This window comes from Microbispora sp. CL1-1 (genome assembly GCF_012034195.1).
Classification (GTDB): domain Bacteria; phylum Actinomycetota; class Actinomycetes; order Streptosporangiales; family Streptosporangiaceae; genus Microbispora.
The window spans coordinates 228,313-247,448 of record NZ_JAATEK010000007.1; the positions used below are offsets into that span (position 1 = coordinate 228,313).

The window sequence follows — 19,136 nt, forward strand, 5'->3', positions numbered from 1 at the left end:
TGTGGTGTCCGATAAGGCCGGTTTGATCCCAGGAGTCAGCGTGTCCCGCTACGGCCAGATGTTCGGCCCCGACATCACGTTCCTCGGCGTCGAGCGGTGCGACCTCGACGATCCGGCCGGCTACGCGGACGCCGACGTCGTCATCCTGGGCGCGCCGTTCGACGGCGGCACCTCCCACCGGCCGGGCGCACGCTTCGGCCCGAACGCCATCCGGCAGACCTGCTATCTCCCCCACGACGGCTCCCGCCCGAGCCTGGCGCTGCGGGTGGACGCCCTCAAGGACCTGCGGGTGCTGGACGCAGGAGACGTGGAGACCTACGCCGGGGACATCGAGGGCAGCCTGCGCGCGATCGAGGACGCGGTCGCCAGGATCGCGGCCTCCGGGGCGATCCCCGTCGTCCTCGGCGGCGACCACACGATCGCCCTGCCCGACGCGACCGGCGTCGCCCGCCACCACGGCTTCGGCCGGATCTCCATGCTCCACTTCGACGCCCACGCCGACACCGGCGACATCGAGTTCGGCCACCTGCACGGCCACGGGCAGCCGATGCGGCGGCTCATCGAGTCGGGGGCCATCCGGGGCGACCGCTTCCTGCAGATCGGCCTGCGCGGCTACTGGCCGGGGCCGGAGATCCTCGACTGGATGGCCGGGCAGCGCATGCGGTCGTACGAGATGACCGAGATCGTCGCCAGGGGCCTCGACGAGTGCCTCACCGAGGCGTACGCGATCGCGCTCGACGACTGCGACGGGGTCTACCTGTCGGTCGACGTGGACGTCTGCGACCCCGGCCACGCGCCGGGCACCGGCACGCCCGAGCCGGGCGGCCTGTCGGCCCGCCAGCTCCTCGACGCCGTACGCCGGACCTGTTATGAGCTGCCCGTCGTCGGCCTGGAGATCGTCGAGGTGGCCCCGCCGTACGACCACGCGGACATCACGGCCTACCTGGGCAACCGGGTCGTGCTTGAAGCGCTGTCGGCGATCGCCCGGCGGCGCAGGGACGCCGCCGACGGCACCCGCTGGGATCCGAAGCAGCCCCTCCTCGACGGCCGCTGACCCCGCTCCGGACAACCGGCGCTTGCCGCATATTTCCCCCCGCGGCCGGGAGCCGATCTGGTAGGCATGGCCGGATGAAGCGATCGAGAACCGCCGCCGTCCTGGCCGTCGCCGCCGTGCTCCCGGCGTTCCTGACCGGCTGCGCGGCGGAGGGCAACGCCACGCGCTCGGCGCGCGCGGCGGCCACGCGATCCTCGGACGGCGCCGCGACGGCGGCCGGAACGACGATCCCGGCCGTGCAGGGCGCGCGGTCCCCGGCCACCTCGCCGGATCCGGCCGGTTCCGCCGGGCGCGGCGCTGGAGCGACCAGGGACGCGTCGGCGGGCCGTCCGGTGCGGTCGCCGGTGAAGCCCGTACAGGTGCCGGCCGGGGTGACGGCGGGATACGCCGTGGTCGACGTGACCACGGGCAAGACGGTCGCCCAGAAGCAGGCGCACCACCGGTTCCGGTCGGCGTCGGTGGTGAAGATCCTCATCGCCACCGACTATCTGGAACGGCACAAGGGGAAGATCCCGGCCCGGGACATGGCGCTGCTGACGCCCATGCTCCGCGGCAGCGACGACGATGCGGCGACCGCCCTGTGGCGGCGCGGCGGCCAGGGCGAGATCGTACGGCGGATGGCGCGCAGGATCGGCCTGACCGAAACCGCCCCGCCGCCCGCCGCGAAACCCGGCTTCTGGGGCTACACGGCCATCAGCGCGGCCGACATCGCGCTCGTCTACCGGTATCTGCTGCGGCGGGCCGAGCCCCGCGTCCGCGACTTCGTCCTCGGCAACCTGCGCAAGGCGTCGCAGTGCGCCCGCGACGGCTTCGACCAGTTCTTCGGCATCCCCCGCGCCGTCCCCCGGCCCTGGGCGATCAAGCAGGGCTGGTCCGGATTCGGCGCGGTTCCTCCCGTCAAGTGCACCCGCGCGAAGGCGACGTCGTACCGTATCGGGGCGATCACAATAAGCGGCAACCCGGTTGATTTCGGCCGTCCGGTGCTCCACACTACTGGCGTGATCGGCGACCGGCTGATCATGGTGGTGCTCACCCTGCAGCCCTCGGGGGCGTCCTTCACGCAGTCGGCCCAGCGGGTGACGAAGCTGGCGAGAGACCTCTATCTCAGCGTCGCCTAGCCGTCCGGTTCGTACGGGAGGGACCGTTCTGTTTAGAGGCAGGGCCGCCGGGCAGCGATCACGCGTGCTCTCCCTCCTTTCTGAAAGCTGGTCGGCGATGGGTTTCCCGTGGGGATTGCTCGGCCGGGACATGGCGGTCGATCTCGGCACGGCCAACACGCTCGTGTACGTACGCAAGAAGGGCGTGGTCCTCGACGAGCCGTCGGTGGTGGCGGTCAACCTGCACACGGACAGGATCGTGGCGGTCGGGACGGCGGCGAAGGAGATGATCGGGCGGACCCCGCCCCACATCGCCACGCTGCGCCCGCTCAAGGACGGCGTGATCGCCGACCTCGACGCGGCCGAGCGCATGCTGCGGCACTTCATCCAGGTGGCGCACAAGAACCGCTACCTGGCCAAGCCCCGGGTCGTCGTGGCCGTGCCGAGCGGCACCACGAGCGTCGAGCAGCGGGCGGTCAGGGAGGCGGCGTACGAGGCGGGCGCCCGCCGCGTCCACATCATCGAGGAGCCGATGGCCGCGGCGATCGGCGCGGGGCTCAACGTGGGCGACACGACCGGCAACATGGTCGTGGACATCGGCGGCGGCACGACGGAGGTCGCGATCGTCTCGCTCGGCGGGGTGGTCGTGTCGAAGTCCGTGCGGGTCGGCGGCGACGAGCTCGACGAGGCGATCGTCAACTACGTCAAGAAGGAACACTCCCTGATGCTCGGCGAGCGTACGGCCGAGCACGTCAAGATCAAACTGGGCAGCGCGCGGCCGGGCGGCGACGAGACCACACCGATGCCGATCCGGGGCCGCGACCTGGTGACCGGCCTGCCGAAGACCGCGACGATCAACCGCGCGCAGGTCAGGGAGGCGATCGAGGACCAGGTGCAGACGATCATCGACGCCGTGCAGAGCACGCTCGACCAGTGCCCGGCCGAGCTGGCGGGCGACCTCATCGACAACGGCATCGTGCTGACCGGCGGCGGCGCGCTGCTCGACGGGCTGGACGAGCGGCTCGAAAAGGCCATCGGCATGCCGATCAACCTCGTCGACCAGCCGCTCCAGTCGGTGGTGCTGGGCGCGGGCCGGTGCGTCGAGCGTTTCGACGAGATGCAGGACGTGTTCCTCCCCGAAACGCGTCGATGAGATCCTCCGGTCGCTCCTCCGGTCGCCGGGCGCCCGTGTTGCTCGCGCTCGTCTCCGCCGCCCTGATCGCCGCCGACACCGTCACCCCGCTCGAACCGCTGCGGGCGTTCGGGTCGGCCGTGTTCGGCGGGCTGGAGGACGCGGCGTCCGCGGGCGTCCGCTGGGCGTCGGGCGAGCACCGCCTGGCGGAGCTCGAACGCGAGAACGCCCGGCTGCGCGCCGACCTGCTCGCCGCCCGGCGCACGACCCCGTCCCCCGCCCAGGCGGACGGCTACCAGGTCGTGCCGGCCCACGTCATCGGCTTCGGCCGGGACGGCACGGTCACCGTCGACACCGGCTCGGAGGCCGGCGTGACCCGCGACATGACCGTGTTCGACGGCGACGGGCTGGTCGGCCGGATCCTGCGCTCCGGCCCCGGCACGGCGACGGTGCAGCTCGCCACGGCCTCGGGCGCCTCGATCGGGGCCCGATTGGAGGGCTCGCGTGAGGTGGGCCTGGTGACCGGCGTCCCCGAGCACGGGCTGCTGCGGCTGAGCCTGCTCAACGCCTCCGCCGAGGTGAAGCCCGGCGACCGGGTGGTGACGCTGGGCTCGCGCGACATGCGGCCGTACGTGCCGGACGTGCCGATCGGCACGGTGGTCACGGTCGAGCCCGCGCCGGACGCGCTGACCAGGACGGCGCTCGTGCGGCCCTTCGTCCGCTTCACCGCGCTCGACCTCGTCACCGTGGTGCTGGGGCCGCTGCCGGACGCCGCGGCCGTGGACGCGCCGGTCGGCCGGGGCGCAGACGCCGCGAAGAAGGGGGCGTGATGAAGGCGGTCGTCGCGTGCGTGCTCGTCGTCCTCGTCGCGCCGGTGCTCCAGGTCGCCGTGGTCAACGGTCTGTCACTGCCCGGCGGCGGGCCCGACGTCGTGCTGGTCGCCGTCGTCGCGCTCGCGCCGCTGCTGCGCCCGGGAGCGGGAGCGTTCCTGGGGTTCGCCGCGGGCCTGGCCGCCGACGTCGCGCCGCCCGCCGACCACACCATCGGACGGCTCGCCCTGGTCATGTGCCTGGCCGGGTGGGTGTGCGCGCGGATCACCGCGGACGGCTCGGCCGGGCGGCGCGCCGCCGTCGCCGCCGCCGTGGCCCTGGGCACGACGCTCGCCGGTGGCGTGCTCGCGGCCCTGCTCGACGGCACGCCGTGGGGCACGGCCCTCGCGCCCGGCGCCGTCGCCTGGACCGCCGGACTGGCCGCGTTCGTGGCGGCGGCCCTCGCCCTGCTGCCCCGTCGCCGGTCGTTCGGGCGGGTGCCCAGAGACTCCTCACGCGATCGGTACGGCCGGGGGAGGCGGCTTGCGTAGGACCGTCCACCGGGGCCGCCTCACGCTCGTGTTCGTCGTGGTGACCGCGCTCATGCTGACCCTGCTCGGCCGCCTGTGGTATCTGCAGATCGTCACCGGCCCGTCGTACGCCAGAGCGGCCACGGAGACGCGGGTCCGCTCGGTCGTCCTGCCGCCGGTGCGGGGGCGGATCCTCGACGTACGCGGCCGGCCGCTGGTGGCCAACGAGACCAAACCGCAGGTGTCGGTGGACTACATGGCCCTCATCCACCAGCCCGACGGCGGGAAGGACGTGCTGACCCGGCTCGCCCGGGCCCTGGGCCGCCCCTACCAGGAGATCGCCGACCGTGCCCGGCTGTGCGCCGCGGACGTGCCCCGGCCGTGCTGGCCCGGCTCGCCGTACCAGCCGATCGTGGTCGCGGACGACGTGAGCGTGCGCACGGCGCTGTGGATCGCGGAGCGGCAGGACGAGTTCCCCGGCGTCAGCACGGCGTTGCGGCCGGTCAGGACCTATCCCCTCGGCTCGGCCGCGGCGCACGTGCTCGGCTATCTGCAGCCGCCCTCCCCCGACGACCCCGAGGGAGGCCCGGAGCTGATCGGCCGCGACGGCCTCGAAGCGCAGTATGACCGCGAGCTGGCCGGGCGCACCGGGATCAGGCAGGTGGCGGTGGACAGCACGGGCACGGTCACCGGCCTGATCCGCGAGGAGGCCGCCGTGGCCGGAGACACGCTGGTGACCAGCATCGACGCGCGCATCCAGGAGGTGGCCGAGCGGGCGCTGACCCGGGCGGTGACCGCCGCGCGCAAGCGGGGCGAGCCCGCCGACAGCGGCGCGGCGGTGGTGCTGGAGGCGAAGACCGGGCGGGTGACGGCGATCGCCGACTATCCCACCTACGACCCGAGCGTGTGGACCGGTGGCATCTCGCAGCGCGACTACGAGGGCCTGCCGCTGGTCAGCGCGGCCGTGCAGGGGCAGTGGCCGCCGGGCTCCACCTGGAAGGTGACCTCGACGGCCGCGGCGGCGAAGGCGGGCTACCCGCTGCGAGGCTCCTACGACTGCCCGGGCGGCTACACGATCGGCGGCCGGGTGTTCCACAACTTCGAAAGCGCCGCACTCGGCCGGATGGACATGCACCGGGCGCTGGTGGTGTCATGCGACACGATCTTCTACCGGTTCGCCGACCGGATGTGGCGGCGCGACGGCGGCCTCAAGCCGGTCGAACACCCCAAGGACCCGATGCAGAAGATGGCGAGGGAGTTCGGGTTCGGCACGCCCACCGGCATCGATCTGCCGCACGAGGCGTCGGGACGGGTGCCCGACCGCGCCTGGAAGAAGGCCAACTGGGAGCGGACCAAGGCGGACTCCTGCCGCCGCGCCAAGACCGGCTATCCGGAGATGTCCGACCGCAAGCGGGCGGCCTACCTCAAGGCGCTCGCCACGGACAACTGCCGCTCCGGCGGGGTGTGGTGGGCGGGCGACGCCGCCAACTTCTCGATCGGCCAGGGCGACGTGCTGGTGACGCCGCTCCAGCTCGCCCGGGGATACGCCGCGCTCGCCAACGGCGGCACGGTCTTCAGCCCCAGGATCGGCAAGCAGCTCGTGGGCCCCGACGGCACCGTGGTCCGCACGATCACCCCGCCCGTCGTGGGAAAGATCGACGCCTCGCGCAAAACGCTGCGGTTCATCCGCGACGCGCTCGCCGAGGTGCCGCGCACCGGTACGGCCGCGGGCGCCTTCAAGGGCTACTCCTTCAAGCGGCTGCCCGTGGCTGGGAAGACCGGCACCGCCGAGGCGTACGGCAGGCAGGACACCTCGTGGTTCGCCTCCTTCGGCCCGGTGAAGAAGCCCAAATATGTGGTCGTGGTCGTCGTCTCGCAGGGCGGCACGGGCGGGACCACCGCGGCCCCCGCCGCCAGGGAGATCTGGGAGGGCATCGCCGCCCTCACCCACGACGGCGAGAAGAAGCACGACACGAAGAAGCACACCAAGGAAAGCGGCAAGGGGACGCGGGCCGCCTCCCTGTCGCCGGTCGCGTTCTCCAAGGCGGGTGGCGCGCGGTGACGACACTCGGTCCCTTGTCCGTACGGCTGCCGTCGCGCCGGGCGACCAGGCGCAGGTCGTGGGCGCGACTCGCGGTCTTCCCCGCCTGGGGCCTGGTGCTGCCCGCGGCCGCGTTGTCGGCGATCGGGCTGCTGCTCGTGTGGTCGGCCACCCGCAACGACCCCGGCTCGACGCTCCTGCAGCGGCAGGCGCTCAGCGTGGGCATCGGATTCGCGCTCCTGTGGGCCGTCTCGCGGATCGACCTGCGGATGCTGCGGGCCTACGTCCCGGTGCTGTACCTGCTCGGGCTGGCCGGGCTGATCGCCGTGCTGACCCCACTGGGCCGTACGGTCAACGGCTCGCACGCCTGGATCGTGCTCGGCGACGGGCTGCAGTTCCAGCCGTCCGAGTTCGCCAAGGCGGCCACGGTGCTGGCTCTGGCGACGGCGCTGGGCGAGCCGCGCGACGGCGAGCGCAGGCCGGGCGCCGGGGCCGTGCTGCTCGCCCTCGGCCTGGCCGCGCTGCCGGTCGGGCTGATCGCGCTGCAGCCCGACTATGGCACCGCGCTCGTCTTCCTCGTGCTGACCACCGGGACGATCGTGGTGTCCGGCGCGCCCAAGAGGTGGTTCGCGGCGTTCGCCGCCGCCGGGGCCGCCGGTGTTCTCCTGGTGTGGCGACTCGACCTGATCCGGCCCTACCAGCTCCAGCGCCTGATGGTGCTGGCCGACCCGGACGCCGACCCGATGGGCATGGGCTACAACGCCACCCAGGCCAGGATCGCGATCGGTTCGGGGGGCCTGCTCGGCAAGGGCCTGTTCCACGGCGAGCAGACGGCGGGCCACTTCGTGCCCGAGCAGCACACCGACTTCATCTTCACGGTCGCGGGCGAGGAGCTCGGCTTCGTCGGCGCGGCCTGCGTGATCCTGCTGATGCTCGCCCTGCTGTGGCGCGGCCTGTGGATCGCGGCCAAGAGCCCCACGCCGTTCGGGACGGCGGTAGCCGGCGGTGTGGTGTGCTGGCTGGCGTTCCAGACGTTCGAGAACATCGGGATGACCATGGGCCTGCTGCCGGTCGCGGGGCTGCCCCTGCCGTTCGTGTCGTACGGCGGGTCGGCCACCATCTCCAGCCTGGCGGCCGTGGGGCTGCTGGCCGCCGTGAACCGGCGTACGCGCACCCCGGCATAGGGCAGTCTTGGAGGAATGCGCAGCAAGCTCGGCGGACGGGTCGCCCAGGCGGCGGAGATCGCCCTGGCCACCCGCAAGTACGTGACCCCGATCGACGTGCTCACCGGCCTGCGGTGGCTGCACGACCGCCACGTGGAGACCTGGCGGCAGGGCCGCACCGGCAACCTGGAAGAGCTGGCCGCCGTGGACGCCGGCCGGATGGCGGAGGCGCTGTCGCATCTGCGCGCGTGGGCCCTGTCGAGGAACCTGCTGGAGAGCGAGGCGACATACACGGCGGGCACCCGCGACCGGCGGCCGCTGCGCTTCACGGCGGCGGGCGACGACGACCTGGAGCGCGCCTTCCGCGTCCACTGGCTGTCTCCGGAGCTGAGCGAGGCACGGCGGCGGCAGATCACCGACCGGCAGAGCAAGGCCCCCGACCTCGTGGCCGTGGCGCCGCTGGACGCGTGGACGTGCGCCGGGTGCGGGGACACCGGGCCTTACCTGATCATGGAGGATGATCAGCCGCACTGCCTGACCTGCGCCGACATGGACCACTTGTGCTTCCTCCCGGCGGGGAACGCGGCGCTGAGCCGCCGCGCCAAGAAGGAGAGCGGGTTGTCGGCGGTGGTGGTCCGCTTCAACCGGCGGCGCAAGCGATACGAACGGCTCGGCGTGCTGGTCGAGGAGGACGCGCTGACGCGGGCCGAGGAGCAGTGCCTTGCCGACGAGGAGGCGCGGCTGCGCCGCCGCGAGCGCGACCGTGAGCGCCGGGCCGATGAGGACGCCGAGTTCCAGACCCGGATGGCGGAGCGGATCCGCCGCCTGTTCCCCCGCTGCCCGGCCGAACGGGCCGAGGCCATCGCCGCGCACGCCGCCGTACGCGGGAGCGGGCGGGTGGGCCGCACCGCCGCCGCCCGGGCGCTGGACGAGAACGCCATCACGCTCGCCGTGATCGCGAGCGTGCGCCACCTGGACACCGACTACGACGAGCTGCTGATGGCCGGAGTGCCGAGGATGACGGCCCGCGAGCGGATCCGCCCCCGGGTCGAGGAGGTCCTCGCCGCCTGGCGCGGCTGAGCGCTCCCGGCCGACCTTGAACGGACCTCAGCGGACGCGGCCGACCATCTGGGCGTACATGCGCCCGGGGCTGGGGACCGACGACGGGTTGAGGAAGCCGGGCAGCGGGGGCAGGTCGACCGCGAACGGCTGCAGCCGCTCGAACAGCGTGTGCGCGTCGGGCGGCCGTTTGTCCGGGTCCTTCTCCAGCAGCTCGGCGATGAGACCGTCGAGCTCGGCGGGGACCCCCGGCACCCGGGGCGGCTGCTCCTTCACCTGCTTGTCGAACACGGCATATTCCGTGGGCCCGGTGAACAACTGGTCGCCGGTCAGCATCTCGTGCAGCACGCACCCGAGGGAGTACAGGTCGCTCTTCGGCCCGGCGACGCCCCGCTGGATCTGCTCGGGCGACATGTACGCCGGGGTGCCGAGGATCTGCCCGATCCGGGTGAACTGCGCCGTCCGCCCCGCGACGTCCGTCTCACGCAACATGGCGAGCCCGAAGTCGAGCAGCTTCACGCTGCCGTCCGGGCAGAGCATGAGATTGGTCGGCTTGAGGTCCCGGTGGCAAATCGACAGCTCGTGCGCGGCGGTCAGCACAGCGCACGCCTGCGCGGCGATGGCCGCGGCCCACGGCACCGGCAGCGGGCCGTGCTCGCTCAGCAGGTCGGCGACCGTCACACCCTCGATGAACTGCATGACCTGGAAGAGCCGCTGCTCGTAGGTGCCGAAGTCGTAGAGCACGGGCGCGCCCGGGTGATCGAGCTTCGCGAGGATCCGCGCCTCGCGGATGAACCGGCGCTGCAACTCCTCGTCGGGGCCGTCGGGCAGCCGCAGGAACTTCACCGCCACCTTGCGGTCGAGCCGCCGGTCATGCCCGCCGTATACGGCGCCCATGCCGCCCTGCCCCAGAGGGAGGTCGTCCAGCTCATACCGGTCGCCGATGACCATGCGCCCCTCCCGTCGGCCTTTCGGGGAAAAAGCTACCGGATCCGTCCGTGATGCTCGGGCTCGGTGACGGGGTGAACAGGACTCTCTCCCCGGGGGAGCCGGCCGCCGCGTCACCCACGGGGACGGAGGCGTCCGTCGATCAGGCCCTCGACGCCGAGCCGCGTGAACGCCTCGCCCGCCGCGGCCACCTCGCGCAGCCCGTCCTCCAGCGCGAGCAGCCGCCGGAAGGCCGTGCCGTACGTCCGCTGGACGGCCAGGGGAAGCTGGGGCACGCGGGCCCGGCGGGCCTCCACCCGGCTGCTGCCGAGGTGGGGCCGGCCGCCGCCCGCGGCGTAGCGCAGGAACCCTGCGAGGAACTCGGGATCCACCTTGCCGGGATCGACGCGGAAAAGGCTGAGATGGGGGCCGAGGACCGCCCCCTCCCCCACGACCACCCGGGCGGTGACGGCCGACGCGACGACGTCGCCCTGCCGTACGGCGAGCAGGCCGGAAGCGCGCGGAATCCGCCGCGACGGCGCCGTCCCTGCCGCGATGTCGTCGGCCGTCAGCACCGGCACTCCGCCCTCGGGTGCTCCCTCCTCGGCCGCCCCGCGACCGGGAACATCGGGAACGTCGGCGGGCAGCGCCCGCATCGTCGAGTGCCTGATGGTGACCAGCCCGGATCTGGCCATCTCGGCCACCGTCGCCCACGACGCGTCCCAGCCCGCGGCGCCGCCGGTGAGCACCTCCAGGTCGGGCATGTCGTCGGCCAGCGCCGCGACCGCCTCCCGGAAGCGCGCGCCGGCCGCGGGAAAGCCCCGTGTGTCGACCCGGGGCGACAGGTGCCGCGCGGGGCTCACGTCCACCTCGTCGTCGAGGATGTCGATGATCCTGACCGTGCGGCAGCCGGGCGGCAGCTCGGTCTGCGCGAGGTGGGCCCGCCAGGCCGCTTCGACGGACGCCGGGTCGTCTCCCGCGTCGGCCACGAGGATCGCGCCGGGCTGGCGTTCCCCGGGCTCGGGGCGGCGCAGCAGCCACAGGTCGGGGCCGCCGGGCATCAGTGTGAGGACCGCGCGCAGCGCGCCCGTCCGTAGGAGGTTCGCCCGGATGCGGCGTCCCGGGCGGCGGCTCGCCGCGGCGCCCGGCATCAGGATGGCCACCAGCCCGCCGGGCCGCACGTGGGCGAGGCAGTGCTGCACCCAGGCCAGCTCCGACTCGCCGCGCGGGGGCATGCCGTACTGCCAGCGCGGATCGCCGACGAGGTCTTCGTGGCCCCACGCCCGCTCGTTGAACGGGGGGTCGCACACGACCGCGTCCGCGAGCACGTCCTGCGGCGGGTCGGGCGGGAACGCGTCGTGCCGCAGCGCGTCTCCCGGGACGACCCGGGCGTCCCGCCCGCGCAGCAGCAGCCGCAGTGCCGCGAGCAGCGCGACCGTCTCGTTGGCGTCCTGGCCGAGCAGCCGCACGTCGCCCTGCGCCGCCGTGGCCCCGGCTGCCCCGGCTGCCCCGATGGCCCCGGCGGTCTCGTTGGCTCCGTTGGCTCCGGCCGCCAGCAGGAGCGTGCCCATGCCGCACGCGGGGTCGAGCACCGTGCGCGCCCCAGGGCAGGCCAGCCGGGTCATCAGTGCGGCCACGTCGGGACGGGTCAGCGCCAGCCTGCGGCTGTGCGCCTCGGCGTACCGCTCGCAGAGGAACTCGAACGCGCCGGCCGCACCGCTCCGCTCGGCCATCCCGGCGACGAGCCGGAGCAGGCCGGGCTCGACCTGCGACACGTCCCCGGGTCGCGGGGGCAGGTCGGCGGTCGCCTCCGCCACCGCACGCGGGAGCCGTACGGCGAGGTCGGGGGCGGCGGACAGCAGCTTCCAGCCGTCGGGGTCGCGGAGCGTGTAGAGCAGGAACGCCCCGACCTCCCCCAGCACCTCGCCCAGGCGCAGGTCGTCGGCCGACGCGCGCAGCCGCTGCCAGACACGGTCGCCCTGCGACACCTCGAACGACTTGCCGTTCCTGCGCAGCCACGCCTCCACCTCGGGAAGCGAGAAAAGCGGGCTGGAGGCGGTACCTCCGACCGGCTGGGGGAAGTCCTCGTAGCGGCGGCGCCAGTTGCTGACCGCGGCCCTGCCGACGTCGGCGAGCCGGGCGATGTCGCCCGCGTTCACGGTCGCTTCGACCGCCGCCTCGACGGCGGCCTCGAGCGGGCTCGCGGCGGCCGGGCGCGCGGTCGTGTCCGCCGTGGTGTCCGCCTGGGCGTCGTGGCTCATGAACAGGAGCCTAGCACTGTGCTTGTGAAGTGACTCAACCAATGGTTTACTCAAAACCATGACGCACAACCGTATTCGGTACGCCGCGGGGTCGGACGTCGGGCGCTCGCGTGCCAACAACGAAGATTCGGTGCACGCCGGCGAGCGCCTGCTCGCCATCGCCGACGGGATGGGCGGACACGGACACGGCGAGGTCGCCAGCGCGGCCGTCATCTCCACACTGGCCAAGCTGGAGGACGGTCCGGCTCCCGCCGACGTCGCCGCCGCCCTCGCGGACGCCGTACGGGAGGCGGGGCAGCACCTGGGCGACCTCGCCGCGCAGGACCCGGCGCTTGAGCGGATGGGCACCACGATCACCGCGATGCTGTGGGACGGCCACGGGAAGTTCGCCCTGGCCCACGTGGGCGACTCACGGGCGTACATGCTGCGCGACGGCGCGCTCTACCAGATCACGCGCGACCACACGCTGGTGCAGTCGCTGGTGGACGACGGGCGCATGAGCCCCGACCAGGCCGCCCGCCATCCGCGCCGCTCCCTGCTGCTGCGGGCGCTGGAGACCAGCGGCCTGGCCGAGCCCGACCTGTCGCTGCGCGAGGCCTACCCGGGCGACCGCTACCTGCTGTGCTCCGACGGGCTCACCTCCGTGCTCGAACCCGAGGCGCTGCACCACGTGCTCACCACCGTGGCCGATCCGCAGGAGACGGTCACCCGGCTCATCGAGCTGGCCAACGAGGGCGGCGGCCCCGACAACATCTCCTGCGTCGTCGCCGACGTCGAAGCCCCCGACGCCTGAAATCTCATCCGCCCGCACCGCGAGAGCGCACCTGTTCGCCTTCGAGATTCCGCAGAAACTTGTACATGCCCGACGATGGGTTGTCGTGCGGAAAGACCGTGCCATTTTCGGCGTGACGCGCGTCAAGGCGCTCCGCGTAGCGGGCGGCATTCATCCGCAGCGGCACTCATCGATCTCCGGATCGCTCGCGCATTCCACGGCCTTCCTGACCAGCGTGACCGGCACGCCTTGTCCGGGATGAATCTGTATGTTCAGCGCGGTGTTGCCTGCTACGTGCGGCAGTCGCTTCAGGCCGTTGATGTAGTCGGGTTCCGAGCTCCGGCCCTCACAGAAGACCATGATCGTGCGAAGCTCGGGGCGATTCCCGGCGGTCCTCTTCAGCGGCCTTCCGCCTCTCTTCGTCGTCCGTTGGGAGCCATCAGCCGATCAACCCGAGCGCACGCAGGAGGGGGGTCTGATCCACGTGCGGGAGAGCACCGAACCTGCCGTGGAGGTAGGCGTTCTCCAGGTTCTGCGACTTGCGCACGCGCTCTCCGGCGAAGTCGGCAAGCGCGCCGAGGCGGGCCGAGCCGTCGGCGCGTTTTTCGGTCAGCCAGACCTCATCGAGATCGGGGGTGTACGTGCAGGCATGCCGCGCGCAGACCTTCACACGTGAGGACCATCATGCGAGTCGCGGCCCGCTGCCCGCGGCCCGATCACGTGGCCGGGCCGCTAGGGCCCGGACTGGGGTCAGACGGCCCAGCCGCCGTCCACGTTGATCGTCGCTCCGGTGATGTGGCGCCCGCCGTCGCCCGCCAAATGGGCCACGGTCTCGGCGATGTCGCCCGGCTCCGCGTAGCGGCCGAGGACCGTCAGGCCCCGGATCGTGTCCGCCATGGGGCTGTCCGCCGGGTTCGAGGCGGTGTCGGTCGGGCCGGGGTTGACGAGGTTGACCGTGATGCCGCGCGGCCCGAGGTCGCGGGCGAGCCCCTTGGTCATTCCGGTCATGGCCGTCTTGCTCATCGCGTAGAGGGCGAAGCCCGGGAAGACGGCCCGCTCGGCCACGTTGCTGCCGATGGTGATGATCCGGCCGCCCTCGGACATGTGCCCCGCCGCCGCCCGCGCGGCCAGGAACGGCCCGCGCACGTTGGCTGCGAGCGTACGGTCGACCTCCTCCGGTCCGAGGTCCTCGATGGGCGCGACGTGGAAGACCGCCGCGTTGTTCACGAGGACGTCGAGCCGGCCGAACTCCGCGGCGGCCTCGTCCACGGCCGCGGTGACCGCCGCCGCGTCGCCGTTGTCGGCGCGGATGACCAGTGTCCGCCTGCCCATCCCCTTCACCTTCTCGGCCACGGCGGCAGCGCTGTCCTCGTCTCGCTCGTAGGTCAGCGCCACGTCCGCGCCGCGCTCGGCCAGCCTGAGTGCGACCGCCGCGCCGATCCCCCTGCCACCCCCGGTGACCAGGGCCGCCTTGCCGTTCATGTCGTTCATCTCGTTCATGGGATCGAGCATGGCGGTGGCGCCGCCGGGAGGTCCGGCGGCGATCGGACCTCGCGTTCCGCCCGCTCCAGCCCGGCGTACAGCGCGGCGGACAGCGCGATGGAAAGGGCGGCGGAGCGGTCAGGCGCCGCGCGCCCGGAAGGCGGCCGTCTTGACCCGGTTCTGGCAGGCCGTGGAGCAGAAGCGGCGGGTGCCGTTGCGGGAGGTGTCCACATACACGCGGTCGCAGTGCGGCGCGGTGCACACGCCGAGCCGGTCGTGCAGCTCGCTGCCGAGCACCACGGCCAGGCCGGTCGCGCAACCGGCCGCGTAGTTGCCGGCCAGGGTGCCGCCCGCGCCGTGGAAGTGCAGGTGCCAGGGCTCCCCGTCGTGCCGGTCGAGGTGCGGGCGGGCGTCCGTCTCGGCCAGCAGTCCGTTCACGGCGAGCGCCGCCGCGTCCACGTCGCCACGCGTCACGGCCTCGAACACGCCACGCAGCCGCCCCGCGATCTCCGTGAGCGCGTCCGCCTCCGCCTCGGAGACCTCGGGCGCCCGCCTGTCGCCGGTCGCGAGCACGTCGCCGACCGCGGCGGCCCGCGCCTCACCCGTCGGAAGCGCGTACGGCCGACCCCGCGCCTCACCCTCGGTCAGCGCGTTGACGAGGCCGACCGCGATGCCCACCACGGCATCAGTGTGACTGTTGAAGTTCACTTGACCAGTTACGCCCTTGCCTTCTACGTTGTAACTGCCGAAATGATACACGCCAGTTACAAGGAGACGGCATGATCACAACCGACGTGGCCACCCGGTGGATCGACCGTTGGGACCGCCAGCAGGAGGGCTACCTTCCCGACCGGGAGGAGCGCTTCACCGCGCTGATCGACGCCGTCGAGGCGGGCGCCGGCCGTCCGGACCCCCTGGTGATCGACCTCGGCTGCGGCCCCGGCTCGCTCTCGGCCCGCCTGCTCGACCGTCTTCCCCGCGCCACGGTCGTCGCGGTCGACGCCGATCCTCTCCTGCTGTCGCTCGCCCGGGCGGCGTACGGCGACCGTGACGGCCTGCGCCTCGCCGACCTGGACCTGCGCGAGCCGGGATGGGGTGAGGCGCTCGGCCTCGACCGCCCGGCGGACGCGGCGGTGAGCACGACCGCGTTGCACTGGCTGGCCGAGCCCCATCTGCGAGCCGTGTACGCCGAGCTCGCGACCGTGCTGCGGCCGGGCGGGCTGTTCCTCAACGGCGACCACTTCAGCTCCGAGGACACCTCGCCGACGCTGGCGCGGCTGGAGCGGGCCGTGCACGAGAGCGAGGAGCGGCGGCGCTTCACCGACGGCCGTCCCGAGGACTGGCGTCAGTGGTGGGACGCGATCGCCGCCGACCCCGAGCTCGCCGGTGTCGCGGCGCCCCGGCCGGCCACCGCGGCACACCACGGCTCGGAGTCGCTCCATCTGTCCACCCATGTCGAGGCCCTGCGGGCGGCGGGCTTCGCCGAGATCGGGACGCTGTGGCAGCGCGGCGACAACCGCCTGCTCTGCGCCGTGCGTCCGTAATCCTCCCGGCCCGCGCCATCCTCTCCGTCGGCCCGCCGGGGGTTTGCCCGCCGGGCCGCCGGAAAGACGGAGGCCATGACACCGACCGTGCTCACCGTGAACGCGGGCTCCAGCAGCCTGCAACTGCATCTGGTGCGGGACGGCCGCGTGCTGCGCACCGAGCACAGCGAGCACGGCCCGGACCCCGCCACGGCGGAGCGTACGCTGTCGGACTTCCTGTCCGGGGCGGGCACCGAGGTGACCGCCGTCGGCCACCGGATCGTCCACGGCGGCGAGGCCGTACGCGCTCCGATGGTCGCCGACGACGACCTGGTAGAGGCCGCACGCGGTTACGCGGACCTCGCGCCGCTGCACGTGCCGCCCGCGCTCGCGCTGGTCGAGGCGGCCCGGCGGGTGCTGCCGTCCGTGCCACACGTGCTGTGCCCCGACACCGCCTTCCACGCGGGGCTTCCGGCCGTCGCCGCGACCTACGCCCTGCCCGCCGGGTGGCGGCGGCGCTGGGGCCTGCGCCGCTACGGCTTCCATGGGCTGTCGTACGCGTGGGCGGCCCGGCGGGCGGCCGAGCTGCTCGGACGCCCGGCCGGGAAGGTCAGCCTGGTCCTCACGCATCTCGGCGGCGGATGCTCGGTCTGCGCCGTGCGCGGCGGCCGGAGCGTGGACACCTCGATGGGGTTCACTCCGTTGGAGGGCGTGCCCATGAGCACGCGTTCCGGCAGCGTCGATCCCGGCATGCTCCTGTGGCTGCTGTCCGGCGCACGCCTCACGCTGGACGAGCTGCGCGACGGGCTGGAGCACGGCTCCGGGCTGCTCGGGCTCTCCGGGGGCCTGTCCGGCGACACCCGCGACCTGGTCGCCTCGCCGGAGGCGGCCGCCGCCCTGGCGCTCGACGTGTTCGCCTACCGGGTGAGCCGGGAGATCGCCGCCGCCACCGCCGCCCTCGACCGGCTCGACGCGCTCGTGTTCACCGGCGAGATCGGCTGGGACCAGCCGGAGGTGCGCGAGGCGGTGTGCGCCAGGCTGTCGCTGCTCGGCGTGGAGCCGCCCGCCGTGACCGACGCCGACCGGGATCTTGTCGTCAGTCCGCCGGGCGCCCGCGTGCCGGTCCTCGTCGTACGGCCCCGCGAGGAGCTCCAGATCGCCCGGGAGACCCTGGCCGCGCTCGGCCGTCCCGGTGGCCGAGACGGGCGGCCGTAGAATCCGCAGACATGCGCATCTTCACCGTGGACTCCTTCACCGACCGGCCGTTCCGGGGCAATCCCGCCGCGGTCTGCCTCCTCGACGAGACCGTGCCGGACGAGTGGATGCAGGCGGTGGCCGCCGAGATGCGCCATTCGGAGACGGCCTTCGTGCTCGGGCGGGGTGAGGGGCCGTGCTCGCTGCGCTGGTTCACCCCCGCGGTCGAGGTCGCGCTGTGCGGGCACGCCACCCTGGCCACCGCGCACGTCCTCTACTCCCTCGGGGAGTCCGGACGGCTGGAGTTCGAGACGAAGAGCGGCATTCTCGCGACCGAGCAGGCGGACGGCGGGCTGATCGCGATGGACTTCCCGGCGAAGCGGGCCGCGCAGTGCCCGCCGCCGGACGGCCTCGTCGAGGCCCTCGGCGTCACGCCGGTGTGGACCGGCCGCAGCGAGTTCGACCTGCTGGTCGAGGTCGGCTCGGCCGATGAGGTCCGGGCCGCCGAGCCCGACATGGCGCGGCTGGCCGAGGTCGAGGCCCGTGGCGTCATCGTGACGGCGTCCGGCGAGGGCACCTCCGCCGACTACGTCTCCCGGTTCTTCGGCCCCCGGGTGGGCGTGCCCGAGGACCCGGTCACCGGGTCGGCCCACTGCGTGCTCGCGCCGCACTGGTCGGCCAGGCTCGGCCGGGACGCGCTCGTCGGCGAGCAGGTGTCGCGGCGCGGCGGAACCGTGCGCACGACCCTGCGCGGCGACCGCGTCGAGCTCGCCGGCCACGCCGTGACCATCTGGTCCGGCGAGCTGGAGGTCTGACCTCCGACGACCGCGCCCCGGACACGGAGGGCCGCGCGGAATCCTCGTGGGCGGCCGGCGTGCGATGTCGGCGGGCGGGCGCGCGCCGTCAGGACGCTCGCGGCCTCAGGAGGCGGGAACGGCGGTCGGAGGCGCTGTGTCAGGAGGCGGGGACCGCGAGAGCGGCCTCGATCCGGCGGACGGCGGTGATCGCCCCGAACGCCAGCAGCCGCACGAGGTCGGCGTCGGACCGTCCTCCCCCGGCCTCCCGCCAGGCGGCCACGTCCGCGTCGGCCACCCGATAAGGCGCGAGGGCCGCCAGCAGGGCGAGCTTGGCCGCCGGGCGCTGTGCGGGCGCGACGTCCTCCAGCGGGCCGGACGGCCAGCCGGTCAGCGGCGGGTGCCCGCCGTCCCAGACCGCGACGGCCTCCACGACCGCCTCCCTGGCCGAGTCGCCCAGCAGGTGGCCGCCCTCCCCAGCCGCCGCCCGCAGCGCGGCGAACGCCACCCCGGCCGGGGCACCCGCCGCCCAGGCCGGGGCCGGGCCCGAGGGCAGCCCGTGCAGCAGGGGCAGCGCCTCACCCTGTGGCCGCCTGCGGCGCACCGTCTTTGCGAGGGCCCTGCCGCCCAGGCCGCGTACGAGCCGGGAGCGTTGCAGGCCGGCCGGCAGAAGGTCGTCGGTAAGCAACGACGACACCATCCGGTTGATGAAATGGAAGGCGAGGGCCGTGCCGATGTGCTCGGCCGCGTGATCCTCCGGACACGGCGGCGCCTTCCCGGACGTGGCCGTGCCGAACGCCCAGGCGAACAGCCGGGCGTGTTCGGGATCGGACGGCCTCTCCCCACGCGCGACGGTCTCGGCCAGCTCGTGCTCACCGGTCGCGTGCAGGAGCACGGTGTGCGCGTCCACGCAGAACGGGCACTTGTTGGCGAGAGAGACCCCGGTTGCGACGACCTCCTTGGCCGCCCTCGGGGCCTGCCCGGCGACCAGCGACTCACGCAGCATCGCCCACGTGGCGGCGAGCACCTCGGGGGCCGGGGACAACGTCAGGAACAGCGGCATGCGGGCCAGGCCGAAATCACGGGTGATCTGCGCGTAGACCTGGGCGATCAGCCCGGCCGCCGCCTCCGTGGGCACCGGGGTCACATATCGGTAGCGCGTCGGCATCGCGGCCTCCTCATCGGTGGTGCTGTCATGCGAGCCGATCCTGCCGAGCGCGGTCGCCCACGTCGTCGTACGGCGGAATGCGTTTCCGGCCGCTCCCCGCGCGGCTGCGGGGCGGCGGCCGTACTCCGGG

19 protein-coding genes are annotated in these 19,136 nt (G+C 73.5%); 12 read left to right on the forward strand and 7 right to left on the reverse strand.

Going from position 1 to position 19,136, the window contains the following annotated elements; translation table 11 throughout:
* Positions 1-40 precede the first annotated feature (40 nt).
* The 8 genes from speB (at position 41) to HCK04_RS11980 (ending at position 8,906) form a co-directional block, all read left to right on the forward strand.
* Complete coding sequence (gene speB / locus HCK04_RS11945; RefSeq protein ID WP_142647231.1) at positions 41-1,054, forward strand: agmatinase; 1,014 nt, start codon at positions 41-43, stop codon at positions 1,052-1,054.
* Between the two features lie 74 nt (positions 1,055-1,128).
* Positions 1,129-2,172 (forward strand): hypothetical protein, encoded by a 1,044-nt coding sequence (locus HCK04_RS11950; protein ID WP_205830116.1) that lies wholly within the window; start codon positions 1,129-1,131, stop codon positions 2,170-2,172.
* 97 nt (positions 2,173-2,269) lie between these two features.
* Positions 2,270-3,304, forward strand: coding sequence for a rod shape-determining protein (locus HCK04_RS11955; protein WP_168065851.1), 1,035 nt, complete (start codon positions 2,270-2,272; stop codon positions 3,302-3,304).
* A gap of 35 nt (positions 3,305-3,339) precedes the next feature.
* Complete coding sequence (gene mreC / locus HCK04_RS11960) at positions 3,340-4,113, forward strand: rod shape-determining protein MreC (RefSeq protein ID WP_142647232.1); 774 nt, start codon at positions 3,340-3,342, stop codon at positions 4,111-4,113.
* Positions 4,113-4,643 carry a rod shape-determining protein MreD gene (gene mreD / locus HCK04_RS11965; protein WP_142647233.1) on the forward strand — a complete coding sequence of 177 codons (531 nt, stop codon included), beginning with the start codon at positions 4,113-4,115 and terminating at the stop codon, positions 4,641-4,643. Before mreC ends, mreD begins: the two co-directional genes overlap by 1 nt.
* Positions 4,636-6,684, forward strand: coding sequence for a penicillin-binding protein 2 (gene mrdA, locus HCK04_RS11970; RefSeq protein WP_205830117.1), 2,049 nt, complete (start codon positions 4,636-4,638; stop codon positions 6,682-6,684). Before mreD ends, mrdA begins: the two co-directional genes overlap by 8 nt.
* The gene (gene rodA, locus HCK04_RS11975; RefSeq protein ID WP_142647234.1) at positions 6,681-7,847 is read left to right on the forward strand and encodes a rod shape-determining protein RodA; all 1,167 of its coding nucleotides are present in this window, start codon (positions 6,681-6,683) and stop codon (positions 7,845-7,847) included. The genes mrdA and rodA overlap by 4 nt, the downstream gene beginning before the upstream one ends.
* Before the next feature lie 15 nt (positions 7,848-7,862).
* Positions 7,863-8,906 (forward strand): DUF2293 domain-containing protein, encoded by a 1,044-nt coding sequence (locus HCK04_RS11980; protein ID WP_142647235.1) that lies wholly within the window; start codon positions 7,863-7,865, stop codon positions 8,904-8,906.
* A gap of 27 nt (positions 8,907-8,933) precedes the next feature.
* On the opposite strand, the gene HCK04_RS11985 is transcribed toward HCK04_RS11980, so the two are convergent.
* Both HCK04_RS11985 and HCK04_RS11990 read right to left on the reverse strand, forming a co-directional pair.
* Positions 8,934-9,836, reverse strand: a complete 903-nt coding sequence (locus HCK04_RS11985) for a serine/threonine-protein kinase (RefSeq protein ID WP_142647236.1) — start codon at positions 9,834-9,836, stop codon at positions 8,934-8,936.
* A 110-nt stretch (positions 9,837-9,946) separates the two neighbouring features.
* On the reverse strand, positions 9,947-12,073 hold the full coding sequence (locus tag HCK04_RS11990; protein ID WP_142647237.1) for an N-6 DNA methylase: 2,127 nt from the start codon (positions 12,071-12,073) through the stop codon (positions 9,947-9,949).
* A gap of 58 nt (positions 12,074-12,131) precedes the next feature.
* Between HCK04_RS11990 and HCK04_RS11995 the strand changes: the two genes are divergently transcribed.
* Complete coding sequence (locus HCK04_RS11995; RefSeq protein ID WP_142647238.1) at positions 12,132-12,866, forward strand: protein phosphatase 2C domain-containing protein; 735 nt, start codon at positions 12,132-12,134, stop codon at positions 12,864-12,866.
* A 4-nt stretch (positions 12,867-12,870) separates the two neighbouring features.
* Here the strand turns inward: HCK04_RS11995 and HCK04_RS41010 are convergent, their stop codons facing one another.
* The 4 genes from HCK04_RS41010 to HCK04_RS12015 all read right to left on the reverse strand — a co-directional run bounded on the left by HCK04_RS41010 (position 12,871) and on the right by HCK04_RS12015 (position 15,008).
* Positions 12,871-13,032 (reverse strand): hypothetical protein, encoded by a 162-nt coding sequence (locus HCK04_RS41010; RefSeq protein WP_205830118.1) that lies wholly within the window; start codon positions 13,030-13,032, stop codon positions 12,871-12,873.
* 252 nt (positions 13,033-13,284) lie between these two features.
* Positions 13,285-13,515: a hypothetical protein gene (locus HCK04_RS12005; protein WP_205830119.1), complete on the reverse strand. Its 231-nt coding sequence runs from the start codon at positions 13,513-13,515 to the stop codon at positions 13,285-13,287.
* Between the two features lie 80 nt (positions 13,516-13,595).
* The gene (locus HCK04_RS12010; RefSeq protein WP_142647239.1) at positions 13,596-14,345 is read right to left on the reverse strand and encodes an SDR family oxidoreductase; all 750 of its coding nucleotides are present in this window, start codon (positions 14,343-14,345) and stop codon (positions 13,596-13,598) included.
* Between the two features lie 120 nt (positions 14,346-14,465).
* Entirely contained in the window at positions 14,466-15,008 is a 543-nt protein-coding gene (locus HCK04_RS12015; RefSeq protein WP_312845733.1) for a CGNR zinc finger domain-containing protein, read from the reverse strand.
* 98 nt (positions 15,009-15,106) lie between these two features.
* Between HCK04_RS12015 and HCK04_RS12020 the strand changes: the two genes are divergently transcribed.
* From HCK04_RS12020 to HCK04_RS12030, 3 genes are all read left to right on the forward strand, one after another.
* Positions 15,107-15,871: a class I SAM-dependent methyltransferase gene (locus tag HCK04_RS12020; protein WP_142647241.1), complete on the forward strand. Its 765-nt coding sequence runs from the start codon at positions 15,107-15,109 to the stop codon at positions 15,869-15,871.
* 75 nt (positions 15,872-15,946) lie between these two features.
* Positions 15,947-17,065, forward strand: coding sequence for an acetate/propionate family kinase (locus tag HCK04_RS12025; protein ID WP_142647242.1), 1,119 nt, complete (start codon positions 15,947-15,949; stop codon positions 17,063-17,065).
* A gap of 11 nt (positions 17,066-17,076) precedes the next feature.
* Complete coding sequence (locus tag HCK04_RS12030; protein WP_142647243.1) at positions 17,077-17,859, forward strand: PhzF family phenazine biosynthesis protein; 783 nt, start codon at positions 17,077-17,079, stop codon at positions 17,857-17,859.
* Between the two features lie 139 nt (positions 17,860-17,998).
* Here the strand turns inward: HCK04_RS12030 and HCK04_RS12035 are convergent, their stop codons facing one another.
* Positions 17,999-19,006 carry a carboxymuconolactone decarboxylase family protein gene (locus tag HCK04_RS12035; protein WP_142647244.1) on the reverse strand — a complete coding sequence of 336 codons (1,008 nt, stop codon included), beginning with the start codon at positions 19,004-19,006 and terminating at the stop codon, positions 17,999-18,001.
* Positions 19,007-19,136: the final 130 nt, after the last annotated feature.